Below are 12,581 nucleotides of genomic sequence, written 5' to 3' on the forward strand. Positions count from 1 at the left end.
TTTGCGTTGTAAAAACAACGGTTTTTTTAGCAAGGGAGTGCTATACTAAAGAAAAGATGAAATATGAATACATAATCTATTAGGAGAAGAGGGGATAATATGAAACAAGTTATAGATTTAAAACAACCCGTAGGAATTTTATTAAAAGAACATGATGATTTAGAAGCTATATTAAAGGAAGTAGATATTCATTTACCACCCGTACCGGAAATGCTCAATGTGGTTAAAATTTCAGATATAGCTGCTAAAAAAAATATTCCCTTAGGGCATATTATTCGTAAATTACGTAAACATGGGTATGAGGTGGAAGGTAATGAAATGTTATCTTTTGCCGATCCGAATGTTGCTAAAGATAGAGATGAACGTAAAAAAAATTTAAAAGGGATGTTGCAGAAATTAAATGAGGGGATTCCCTTGGATGTGGTACGTCAAGAATTTACGCGTGCTTTTTCCCATGTAGAAGCTGCGGAAATTATGGCGGCGGAACAGGAATTGATCCAAGAAGGAACGCCTATCGAGGAAATGCAGCGGTTATGTGATTTACATTCGGCTTTATTTCATGACAACACGAAGCAACATATTGTGAATAAGGATGAAGTGGAAGAACAAAAGGAACAATTATATGCTACATGGGGACATCCGTTAGCATTATTGAAAAAAGAAAATGATGCCTTGGCATGTCTTATTAAGAAGCTACAACAAGCACTTGCTAACGGTGAAGCGGTGGATGCTCTTTTGGCGGAAATAGGTGGTATTAGCAGCCATTATTCGAAGAAGGGGGATCTCATCTATCCGTTTATCGCCACGAAATATGGCGTAACGGGCCCTTCAAAAGTGATGTGGACGGTTGATGATGATATTCGGCGTGATTTTAGAATTTTAATGCGGCGGGAAGATCGCACGCAACCATGGAAAGAAGCGTTATTGGCATTATTAACCAAGATGGAAGAGATGATTTATAAAGAAGAAAATATATTGTTTCCCATTTGTGTGCGGTTGTTGACAGCGGAAGATTGGTATCAAATATATCGAGATGCTAAAGATTATGAGGTCGCTTTTCAGGTGCCGCAAGAACCGTGGCAGGAAGCAGAAGCATATTTGGCTACATCTGTCGCCTCTACTTCCATAAGTGATGGGGTTATATCCATGCCAGGCGGCAATCTCACTATTACACAGTTGATTGCTATTTTAAATACGTTGCCCGTAGAAATAACGGTGGTTGATGCGAATGATCATAATCAATTTTTTAATGAAGGACCAAAAGATTTCAAACGGCCCTTTGCCGCTTTAGGGCGAGATGTTTATTCTTGTCATCCGCCTAAGATTGAAGCGATGGTACGGATGATTATTAGTGAATTTAAAGAAGGAAAGCGGGATAAGCTGGAACGGTGGGCAGAAAAAAATGGTAAATTATTTTTTGTTACGTATTTTGCAATTCGCGATTCGAAGGGAACGTATTTAGGTACGTTGGAAACGGTTCAAGATATGCAATTTGCGAAAGATTATTTTTTAAAGGATTAAGCGATAGCTATGAGGGATAACATTAGCGGCGATAAGCAGTTGTGCTTGTCGCCGTTTGTGCTTTTTTGTTCTATTTTTACGGGACGGTGATGATTAGGTAGATATTATGCAATATATTGATATCCCCTTATAAAAGGGGGTATAATATATCATATGTATACGTGCTAAAGAACAAAATGCAGGGGATAAGGTATATTCAGGAGGGTAAGAATGAACATTTCGGATATAGGTGAATTTGGGTTTATTCGTGCTATTCAAGATCATACGATTGTCACTCCTGAAACGGTAACTGTCGGGATTGGTGATGATGGAGCGGTGTATAAAACGACACCGGGTATGGAACAAGTGGTTGTTATTGATACGATGATAGAAGGAAATCATTTTATCATTGGCAAAACGGCAACGTGGCATGCCGTTGGTTATAAGGCGGTAGCTTCTAATTTAAGTGATATTGCCGCCATGGGAGCCACGGCGACACAGCTTGTATTGTCAACTGCGTTGATCCCGTCTATGACGGTTGCGGATGTCAAAGAATTGTATCGTGGGATGAAGGATATTTGTCAAGTTTATGGCGTGAATATGGTCGGGGGCGATACCGTTACGGCTCGTGAAAGCACGGTTATTACGGTTACCGTATTGGGTGAAATCGAAAAGGATAAAGCCTTATTGCGTAGTGGTGCGAATGTGGGTGATGTAGTCGCTATTTCGCATACGCTAGGAAATTCTTGTGCAGGGCTTGATGTCTTGCTGCAACAAGAAAGAGGGTATGAGGAGCTGGTCAAGCATCATCAATATCCACAACCACAATTGGCATTAGGCCGTTTGTTAGTAAGTATGAATTGTCATTGTGCGAATGATATTAGTGATGGATTGGCGAGTGAGGCAAATGAAATTGCTAAGGCGTCAGGCGTGAATTTGATTTTAGATAAGGATAAAATTCCCTTTTCTCCTGCTTTGGAACAATGGTGTGCCTATGCGAAAAAGGATAGGTATAGGTATGCTTTTGGTGGTGGAGAAGATTATGAATTGGTCTTTACGATGGCAGAAGATGACTTTTATCGATTGAAAAAACAATATGATGATGTGACAATCATTGGTAGCGTTCATCCGGGAACGGGTATGGTTTTATTGCGTGATGGCGATAAAGAAAGCCCTTTGCAACCGCAAGGATGGACCCATTTTTAAGGAGGCATTGGTGATGGATATAGTGACACGGTCGGAGAAAGAAACGATGGCGTTAGGATGTGCTGTTGGTCGCGTTTTAGAAAGTGGACAATGCCTCGCTTTACAAGGGGATTTAGGGGCAGGAAAAACGCATTTTGTTCAGGGTATAGCACAAGGTATGGGGATTAGGGAACCTATTGTGAGTCCTACGTTTACTATTTTAAATTATTATGAACATGAAATTCCGTTGCAACATTTTGATTTTTATCGCTTAGAAGAGGAAGAAGAACTTGATGCATTGGGATTTGATGAATATGTAGAGCAAGGCGTTACGGTTATTGAATGGGCGGAAAAATTTCCCACTCGTATTCCCACTGAGGCAGCACAGGTATATATAGAAAAAACAGGAGAACATACGCGTGTCTTTCACTTTGTGGGAAATTCTCCGTATTGGGATAAGGTAAAAAAAGAGGTAGAACAATATGCAATTAGCCATTGAAACATCTAGTTTAGTATCGAGTGTTGCCTTGCTGCATGAAGGAACTTTGCGTAGTGAAATTACGATTCAAGCGAAGTTGACTCATTCCGAGCAGTTGATGCCACATATTGCAGATATGTTGGCGAAAGCAGGCGTTACGAAAAAACAAATTGATAGCATCTCCGTATCGTTGGGACCGGGATCGTTTACGGGTTTGCGTATTGGGTTGGCAACGGCAAAGGGGTTGGCGTTTGCATGGGAAGTACCGTTGGTGGGAATTGAAACGCCCGTCAGTTTGGCGTGGAATTTTATTGGTCATGCGGCGTATATTTGTCCGCTTATTGATGCTCAAAAGGGCAATGTCTATGCGGCTTTATATCGGTGGGAAAAAGGGCAGTTACAGGTGTATAATGATATTTTTATCGCACCGTTTACAGCGGTGTTGGATACCCTGGCAAGGCAAGAAAAGAGGGTCGTTTTTTGTGGTGATGCGGCTATTAAAGGGCGTGATAAGATTGAAAAAGAAGCCGCTTTTTCCCTTGCTCCAGCGACCATGGTGATTCCACGGGCAGGCAGTTTGGCATTAGCCGCAGATGAGCGTATACGTATAGGTGATTATGATGATGTCATGCATCTGACGCCTTCTTATAAGCGGCGGAGTGAAGCGGAAATTCTTTGGGAAAAAAGACAAGGAGAAAAAAAAGTATGATCGCACGTAAGGCTATTGGTGATGATGTTGAGGGGATTTATGGGATAGAACAGCGTAGCTTTTCGCGACCGTGGTCAAAAGATGTGATTAAACGCGAATTAGAGGACAATGCGTTTGCCCTATATTATGTATTAGAAACAGCAGATGGCCTGCTAGGGGCATATGCGGGGTTATGGAATGTCGTAGGGGAAGGACAGATTACGAATATTGCCGTATTGCCGGAATATCAAGGGCAAGGGTATGGTGAAATGTTGGTTAGAATACTTATGGAAGCGGCTTGGGATGAGGGATGTGAAACTATTTTTTTAGAAGCACGTAGTTCCAATAGCGTGGCTCTGGCATTATATCGAAAATTAGGGTATCAAACCGTGTCAATACGTAAAGCTTATTATACGGATCCGATAGAAGATGCGTGTATAATGGAATGTAAAAAGGAAGCGTATTGTTGGAGTATAAAATAGATAGAGAAGGATCGATTATGTATACATTAGCATTAGAAACGAGTTGTGATGAAACTTCAGCGGCTGTGTTGAAAGATGGACGGCATATTTGCTCAAATATTATTTCGACACAAGTGCCAATTCATCAAAAATTTGGTGGGGTCGTTCCTGAAATTGCCTCACGACAACATATTGAATATGTATTACCCGTTTTACAAAAGGCGTTGGTTGATGCCAAGTGTACATTAGCGGATATAGACCATATCGGCGTTACGTATGGCCCCGGCTTAGTGGGTGCTTTGTTAGTAGGCGTTGCTACGGCCAAAGCACTTAGTTTTGCCCGCGATATTCCGTTGGTGGGGGTAAATCATATGGAAGGACATATGTTTGCGAATTTTTTAAGTCATCCAAACTTAGAACCGCCTTTTTTGTGTTTGGTTGTATCGGGTGGACATACGCAATTAGTACATGTAAAAACGTATAATCAGTTTGTCTTGTTGGGGCAAACAAGAGATGATGCCGCAGGCGAAGCGTTTGATAAAATTGCACGTGTGATGGGATATCCTTATCCGGGCGGCCCGCAAATTGATCGGTTGGCCAAAGAGGGCAATGAAAATGCGATTTTCTTTCCCAAGGCATTGCAGGAAAAACATAATTTTGAATTTAGCTTTAGTGGTTTAAAATCAGCCGTTTTAAATTATTTACATAATCAAGAACAACGAGGAATTGCTTATGTAGCCGCCGATGTGGCAGCTAGTTTTCAAAAGACGGTGGTCGATACGCTGGTGGATAAAACGATGGATGCCGCCGCGTATATTGGCACTACGGCAATTGCCGTGGCTGGCGGTGTATCAGCTAATTCGGCTTTACGGGCAAGTATGCAGCATGCCTGCGATAGGAAGGGATACTCGTTTTATTATCCTGAGCCTGTTTTGTGTACGGATAATGCCGCCATGATTGGTTGTCGGGCGTATTATATGGCACAGGCCGGGGCTTTTTCCGCGTTGACGTTAAATGCAAAGCCGGGTTTGTCTATTACCACGACTTCTATATAAGAGGTACTTATGAACGATACGATAGAAGATATTTGTCACCGCGATAGTGCACTATCGGATGTGCAAATACAAATTTTAAAACATAGTGAAGAGTTACTGCAATTTGCGGGAGATTTATCTCATCGCGAATTGCAGCTTTTCGTACCGGGAAAGAAAGAGAATACCCTTGTTTTAGTGGCGTGGCGGACGCCTTTTTCACGCCAATCGACAGTTATCAATAGAGAGAGAAAGCATTATATAGATAGGTACGAAGAACCGGTCTTGTATCGGGTGCTAAAAGAGGGTAATCCCGTATATGCGGGGAGAGAAGTGACTTATGGTCATATTGAGCCAATGTATGCGTATCCCTTTGTGGATAATGCGGGCGTTACGATTGCGGTGGTGGCTTTTTTTGGTTATGTTGATGCGGCGAAAAGTCAATTAACGCAAACGGCGTATTTGGCCTTGCAGGTGCCGCAACAACATGATTTAAGACAGTGGTACCGGCCCTTATCGGTACAAGATGGGATTGTCTTAGTAGATGATACAGGCGTTATTTTATATGCTGATGAAATGGCTGAAGAAATTATGCAGTTCTGTGGACATCGTGGTTCATTACGAGATGTCAATATTTACACAGCCCAACAGGATATTATGGGGGCTAAAGTTGCCTTAGCTAGTGCTACGGGGTATATGGATGATATTACCGTAGAAAACCGCGTGTTTACACGGCGTGTTATTCCGTTGCTGCAACAGGGAAAAGTTTGCCAAGTGGTGTCTATTCTTACGGAGCGGACGGAACTATATAAGAAAGAAGAAGAGTTGTTAGTGAAAACATCGGTTATTCGGGAAATTCATCATCGTGTAAAAAATAATTTGCAAACCATTTCGGGCTTATTGCGAATGCAACTTCGGCGTACGGATAATGACGAAACGAAAAGGGCATTGCAAGAAAGTGTCAATCGTATTTTAAGTATTTCGTTAATTCACGATATTTTAGCGTATCATGAAGCACGAGATGTGGATATGTTAACGGTTACTCAGTCGTTAGCATCATTACTTGTAAAAAGTCTTTGTCATACATCAGATCAAGTGGATGTTTTGGTCAGGGGGGAGTCGATTCGCTTACCTTCAGGGCAAGCTACATCCATGGCACTTATTTTAAATGAATTAATTACCAATGCCGTACTGCATGGGTTTGCTGAGAAAACAGGTGTATTGTCGATAGATATACACAAAGAAGGCACGCAAATAAATGTATGTGTGGCAGACACGGGAAAGGGAATGACGATGCCTTCTTCTTTGCCTAAAGCACATTTAGGGTTGGAGCTAGTACGCACATTGATTGAAACGGATTTACAAGGAACGTGGAAAATAGTCCCTAATCAGCCTACGGGAACGAAAGTATTATTGTTTTTTCCGTGTCCGGGAGGAAATGAGATATGACATATCGTGTTGTTATTGGTGATGATGAAGGCATCATTCGGATGGATTTAGGCGAGATGCTGCGTGAAGCAGGACATCATATTGTCGGCGAAGCAGCAGATGGCGTGCAAGCACTTGCATTAGTACGCGAAAAACGTCCGGATATTGTATTGTTAGACATTCGCATGCCCAAGTTGGATGGCATTCATGCGGCCCGTATGATAGGTTATGAACATATAGCACCGGTGGTATTATTAACGGCGTATCATCGTCAAGATATGGTCATGCAGGCTGGTGAATCAGGTGTTTTTGGTTATTTAGTAAAGCCGATTTCGGGATTGCAATTATTTCCCGCAATGGAAATTGCCATAGCGCAATTTTTACGACAGGAAAAAGCATATCAGCAATTACAAGAAATGAACGAGCGGATGGAAACACGCAAGTTGGTCGAACAGGCCAAGGGGATTATGATTCGGCGTTTAGCGATAAGTGAAGAGGAGGCTTATCGAAGATTGCAACAATATAGTATGCAACACAGGCAATCGTTAAAAGAGGTGGCACAATTGATAGTACAACAAGTGGCGAGAGAAAAAGTGAAAAAGTAAATAAAAATTTTTGAGGGTCTTGACTTTTTTACCTTTTATGGGTACACTATATATTGTAATTAGCACTCAAAGACAAAGAGTGCTAACAAAAACAAGATGTGTAGTATAAGGAGGAATATACTATGTTAAAACCATTAGGAGATCGCGTAGTAATTCGTGTATTAGAACAAGAAGAAAAAACAGCTAGCGGCATTTTTTTGCCAGATACAGCTAAAGAAAAACCAAGTCAAGGTGAAGTAGTGGCCGTAGGACCTGGTAAATTATCCGATGAAGGAAAACGTATTGCCTTAGATGTTAAAGTAGGCGAAAAAATTATTTTTTCCAAATATGCAGGTACGGAAGTAAAATTTGAAGGAACAGATTATTTAATTGTTAGCGAACGAGATATTTTAGCTATTTGCTAAGTAAAAGCATAATTTAAGTAAAAACATAATTATAATTATATAGGGAGTGTGTTCATAATGGCAAAACAAATTTTGTTTAATGAAGAAGCTCGTCGTGCGCTGGGGAAAGGCGTAGACGCATTGGCTAATGCAGTAAAAGTTACGTTAGGACCAAAAGGTCGTAATGTTGTATTGGATAAAAAATTTGGGGCACCGACTATTACTAATGATGGTGTGACGATTGCTCGGGATATTGAATTAGAAGATGCTTTTGAAAATATGGGAGCACAGTTGGTTAAAGAAGTTGCAACGAAAACCAATGATGTTGCTGGTGATGGTACTACTACGGCAACGTTGTTAGCCCAAGCAATGATTCAAGAAGGTATGCGCAACGTCGCTGCCGGTGCCAATCCGATGATTTTAAAACGAGGCATTGAAAAAGCCGTAGCTAAATTGGTTGCAGAAATTCAAACTCGTGCTATTCCTGTTGCGGATAAAGCAGCGATTGCACAAGTTGCTTCGATTTCTGCGGGTGATGAAGAAGTCGGCGGGTTGATTGCTGATGCGATGGAAAAAGTAGGTAAAGATGGCGTTATTACCGTAGAAGAATCGAAAACAATGGGAACGCAATTATCCGTAGTTGAAGGGATGCAATTTGATCGCGGATATATTTCTCCTTACATGGTAACTGATACGGATAAAATGGAAGCAGTCATGAGCGAACCGTACATTTTGATTACGGATCGTAAAATTGCGTCTATTCAGGAAATGTTGCCGGTGCTTGAAAAGGTTGTACAAGCAGGGAAAGAATTGTTGATTATCGCTGAAGATGTAGAAGGGGAAGCATTAGCAACGTTGGTTGTGAATAAACTTCGCGGTACGTTTAAAGCGGTTGCTGTTAAGGCTCCTGGCTTTGGCGATCGCCGTAAAGCTATGTTAGAAGATATCGCTATTTTGACGGGTGCTACGGTTATTACTGAAGATGTAGGCCGTAAATTGGATAGCGTGACGATGGAAGATTTAGGTACGGCTCGTCAAATCCGTGTAACTAAAGATGAAACCACGATTGTTGAAGGTCACGGAAATGCAGAAGAAATTAAAAATCGCGTAGCTCAAATTCGCACACAAATCGCGGATACAACGTCTGATTTTGATAAAGAAAAATTACAAGAACGGTTAGCTAAAATGTCTGGTGGCGTAGCAGTTATTGAAGTAGGTGCTGCTACGGAAGTAGAATTAAAAGACAAAAAATTACGCTTGGAAGATGCGTTGAATGCTACTCGTGCAGCTGTTGAAGAAGGTATTGTTGCCGGCGGTGGTTCTACGTTTATCCACATTTTACCGGTATTGGATGAATTTAATGAAACGGGCGATGTACAAACGGGTATTAACTTAGTAAAACGGGCTATTGAAGAACCAGTACGTCAAATCGCTGCCAATGCAGGTTTAGAAGGATCTGTTATTGTATCTAAAGTAAAATCTTCGCCTAAGGGCATTGGTTTCAATGCATTGACGGAAGAATATGTAGATATGGTAGCATCGGGTATTGTGGATCCGGCAAAAGTTACACGGTCAGCATTACAAAATGCCGCATCTATTGCTGCTTTAGTATTGACAACGGAAACGTTAGTTGCTGATAAACCGGAAGCAAATGCACCGGCTGCACCGGCTATGCCTGCTGGTATGGGTGGCATGCCTGGCATGATGTAATCTTTTTTATAAAACAAGTTGTGACATGATATTTTGTCACAACTTGTTTTTTTTACGCAAAAAATTAATATCATAAGTAATAAATACTCCTTTAGTTTGATTTTTTAGCATAATACACTCGGAATATACGATTGTTTTATGTATAGATACGATATAACATTTTCGTATTGACATATATAGAGAGTGCAAGGTATATTATTTTTAACGTGATTTTCATGGTACAGAAAGGAGTCCATCTTATGAGCCAAGAAACAGTTACATTAGCAATGATACAAGCCGCACGGGAACGGTTAAAAGGAGTGGCCCAAAAAACGGGGTTATCTTATACGCATTCTGTAAGCGATCGAGCGGGATGCAAGGTATTTTTAAAAATGGAAAATTTGCAACGGACCGGCTCTTTTAAATTACGTGGGGCGTATAATAAGGTGGCGACCTTAAGCGATGAAGAGAGAAAGAAAGGTGTTATCGCTGCATCGGCAGGAAATCATGCCCAAGGAGTCGCGTTGGCCGCCAGTGAATACGGTTGTCAATCAACGATTTGCATGCCTAAGCATGCTCCCTTGGCGAAAGTCGCCGCCACTCGTGGCTATGGGGCAAATGTGGTTTTACATGGTGATTTTTTTGATGAAGCCGCAGCGAAAGCGGTGGAATTAATGAATGAACGGGGATATACGTTTGTTCATCCGTTTAATGATCCGGAAGTTATTGCTGGACAGGGAACGATCGCCTTAGAGATTTTGGAACAATTAGCGGAAACGGAAGTCATCGTAGCACCTATTGGTGGCGGTGGCTTGATTTCGGGCTTAGCTATAGCAGCAAAATCAATTAATCCCAATATTAAAATAGTAGGTGTCCAGTCTAAAAACATGCCATCTATGCAACAATCGCTGGCAAAGGGCAGTCCTACGACATGTAATGGCAAGGCAACGCTAGCTGATGGTATTGCCGTTAAAACTCCTGGCGATGTAACGTATCGTATTTGTCAGCAATATGTAGACGATATTGTTACGGTCGATGAAAATGAAATTGCTGAAGCCATCTTGCTATTGCTGGAAAGAGCTAAAACCGTGTCTGAAGGTGCCGGTGCGGTACCCATTGCGGCATTATTAAATGGTAAAATTTCAGGCATTCGTAATAAGCGTGTGGTTGCGATGGTGAGTGGTGGCAATATTGATGTAAACAATATGACCAGGGTTATTAATCGTGGGTTAATTCGTTCATGGCGAAAGATGGTATTTGAAACGGTGGTTTCTGATAATCCCGGTGAAATGGTAAAATTGTTGTCCCTCATTTCGCGCTCTCATGCAAATATCATTTCTATTACGCATGATAGAAGTCAGCATGGTATAAGTATTGGGTTTACCGCCGTAGGGTTGGAATTAGAAACGGCTAATGAAAAGCATGTAGAATATTTAGTGGAAATGTTAAAAGAAAATGGCTATCCTGTACAGTTGAAATAATCAACAGCAGGGCATAACCATGATTATTCATACATAAATAAACATGTAGATAGGAGACGATACATATGGCAGTTAAGGTTATTCAAACAGAGAAGGCACCGGGAGCAGTAGGACCGTATTCACAGGCAATTCAAGCAGGCGATTTTTTGTTTGCTTCGGGACAAATTGCAATTAATCCGGAAAAGGGAAAAATCGTTGCGGATACAGTAAAAGGACAAGCAGAGCAATGCATGAAAAATGTAGGTGCTATTTTAGAAGCGGCAGGACTTACGTTTGATGATGTCGTTAAAACTACGGTATATATTACGAATATGGACTTTTTTGCTACTGTAAATGAAATTTATGGTAATTATTTCCATAAAACATTGCCGGCTCGTTCGTGCGTTGAAATTTGTTCATTGCCGAAGCAGGCGTTAGTAGAAGTTGAAGTAATTGCATATAAGGGAAAGTAATTATTGAAAGTGCATAGGCTCTTGCTGAAAACGCAAGAGCACAGGATAAATTATCTTTTGTATATATTAGCGATAATTATGTTAAAAAAGAAAAAGAATGTAAGTGTTGACTTACATTCTTTTTTTATAATGTTTTTTAATATCTTGAGGTTACTTATGTGTAAATGTAATTGTAAGAAAATTGTTAAAAAGTATACATATATAATTTTCTGAATATTGAATATTGAATATTATTATTAATGTGATAAAAACAAGCATTATTAGTAACTTGATATACAAAAAAAAGAATAAAAATAATGGAAAATAGATACTTTTATTCGACAAACAATTTTTATTGTGTTACGATATTGAAAAAAAATAGAAAAGGAGTATACTTCTAACTGGAATATTGTAAGGAATTACAGATATCTTACATATAAATATAGTTGTTTTCAGAGGAGTAACGTATATGGACTATCGGATTGAAAAGGATTCGTTAGGAGAAGTAGCTGTTCCTGGTGATAAATTGTGGGGGGCTCAGACGCAACGAAGTTATGAAAATTTTCGCATTGGGAAGGAAAAAATTCCCACTGAATTAGTTACGGTCTTTGCTCAATTAAAGAAAGCCGCAGCCATCGTAAATGGCGAACTAGATGTATTGGATAAGGCACGTGTTGAAGCGATTGTGCAAGCATGTGATGAAATCATCCGGGGAAAATGGAAAGACAACTTCCCGTTGGCTGTTTGGATGACTGGCAGTGGAACGCAATTTAACATGAATGTCAATGAAGTAATTGCAAATCGAGCGGTACAAATAGCAGCAGCACATGGTTCATCAATAACGGTCCATCCCAATGATCATGTCAATAAATCGCAAAGTTCTAATGACATTTTTCCCACGGGATTACATGTAATGACGGTTTTAGATATTCAACAGCGGCTGTTGCCAGCATTGCAAAAAATGCAAGAGGCCTTGGCAGAAAAAGTGGCTGCTTATGCCCAAATCGTGAAAATAGGTCGTACGCATTTGCAAGATGCAACGCCTTTGACATTAGGGCAAGAAATGAGTGGCTGGATGAGAATGATTCAACGAAATGTTGAGTTTTTACAGAGTGGAATTTCATTCTTACGAGATATTGCTATGGGTGGTACAGCGGTAGGTACGGGAATTAACTGTCCGGAAGGATTTGCCTGTCGGTTTGCCGAGGTGATTTCTACACT

13 protein-coding genes are annotated in these 12,581 nt (G+C 40.6%); all 13 read left to right on the forward strand.

Annotated features, from left to right (window positions below):
• Positions 1-99 precede the first annotated feature (99 nt).
• On the forward strand, positions 100-1,521 hold the full coding sequence (locus HMPREF1040_RS02280) for a DUF438 domain-containing protein (RefSeq protein ID WP_007392315.1): 1,422 nt from the start codon (positions 100-102) through the stop codon (positions 1,519-1,521).
• A 210-nt stretch (positions 1,522-1,731) separates the two neighbouring features.
• Complete coding sequence (gene thiL, locus HMPREF1040_RS02285; RefSeq protein ID WP_007392307.1) at positions 1,732-2,706, forward strand: thiamine-phosphate kinase; 975 nt, start codon at positions 1,732-1,734, stop codon at positions 2,704-2,706.
• A gap of 13 nt (positions 2,707-2,719) precedes the next feature.
• A complete protein-coding gene (gene tsaE / locus HMPREF1040_RS02290; RefSeq protein WP_007392305.1) occupies positions 2,720-3,184 on the forward strand; it encodes a tRNA (adenosine(37)-N6)-threonylcarbamoyltransferase complex ATPase subunit type 1 TsaE in 465 nt (154 codons plus the stop codon).
• Positions 3,168-3,872, forward strand: coding sequence for a tRNA (adenosine(37)-N6)-threonylcarbamoyltransferase complex dimerization subunit type 1 TsaB (gene tsaB, locus HMPREF1040_RS02295; protein WP_007392314.1), 705 nt, complete (start codon positions 3,168-3,170; stop codon positions 3,870-3,872). Before tsaE ends, tsaB begins: the two co-directional genes overlap by 17 nt.
• Positions 3,869-4,333 carry a ribosomal protein S18-alanine N-acetyltransferase gene (gene rimI / locus HMPREF1040_RS02300; protein WP_007392309.1) on the forward strand — a complete coding sequence of 155 codons (465 nt, stop codon included), beginning with the start codon at positions 3,869-3,871 and terminating at the stop codon, positions 4,331-4,333. Before tsaB ends, rimI begins: the two co-directional genes overlap by 4 nt.
• A 17-nt stretch (positions 4,334-4,350) precedes the next feature.
• On the forward strand, positions 4,351-5,367 hold the full coding sequence (tsaD, locus tag HMPREF1040_RS02305) for a tRNA (adenosine(37)-N6)-threonylcarbamoyltransferase complex transferase subunit TsaD (RefSeq protein ID WP_036257377.1): 1,017 nt from the start codon (positions 4,351-4,353) through the stop codon (positions 5,365-5,367).
• Between the two features lie 9 nt (positions 5,368-5,376).
• Complete coding sequence (locus tag HMPREF1040_RS02310) at positions 5,377-6,792, forward strand: sensor histidine kinase (protein WP_007392308.1); 1,416 nt, start codon at positions 5,377-5,379, stop codon at positions 6,790-6,792.
• Entirely contained in the window at positions 6,789-7,376 is a 588-nt protein-coding gene (locus tag HMPREF1040_RS02315) for an ANTAR domain-containing response regulator (protein WP_007392304.1), read from the forward strand. The genes HMPREF1040_RS02310 and HMPREF1040_RS02315 overlap by 4 nt, the downstream gene beginning before the upstream one ends.
• Positions 7,377-7,498: 122 nt before the next feature.
• Positions 7,499-7,780: a co-chaperone GroES gene (gene groES, locus HMPREF1040_RS02320; protein ID WP_007392310.1), complete on the forward strand. Its 282-nt coding sequence runs from the start codon at positions 7,499-7,501 to the stop codon at positions 7,778-7,780.
• A 57-nt stretch (positions 7,781-7,837) separates the two neighbouring features.
• Positions 7,838-9,469 carry a chaperonin GroEL gene (gene groL, locus HMPREF1040_RS02325; RefSeq protein WP_007392306.1) on the forward strand — a complete coding sequence of 544 codons (1,632 nt, stop codon included), beginning with the start codon at positions 7,838-7,840 and terminating at the stop codon, positions 9,467-9,469.
• Between the two features lie 239 nt (positions 9,470-9,708).
• Complete coding sequence (gene ilvA, locus HMPREF1040_RS02330; RefSeq protein ID WP_007392311.1) at positions 9,709-10,929, forward strand: threonine ammonia-lyase; 1,221 nt, start codon at positions 9,709-9,711, stop codon at positions 10,927-10,929.
• 65 nt (positions 10,930-10,994) lie between these two features.
• A complete protein-coding gene (locus HMPREF1040_RS02335) occupies positions 10,995-11,381 on the forward strand; it encodes a RidA family protein (protein ID WP_007392303.1) in 387 nt (128 codons plus the stop codon).
• A 448-nt stretch (positions 11,382-11,829) separates the two neighbouring features.
• A partial coding sequence (locus HMPREF1040_RS02340; RefSeq protein ID WP_007392313.1) for a lyase family protein occupies positions 11,830-12,581 on the forward strand: 752 nt, incomplete at its 3' end.

It is taken from the genome of Megasphaera sp. UPII 135-E (assembly GCF_000221545.1).
GTDB classification, from domain to species: domain Bacteria; phylum Bacillota; class Negativicutes; order Veillonellales; family Megasphaeraceae; genus Megasphaera; species Megasphaera hutchinsoni.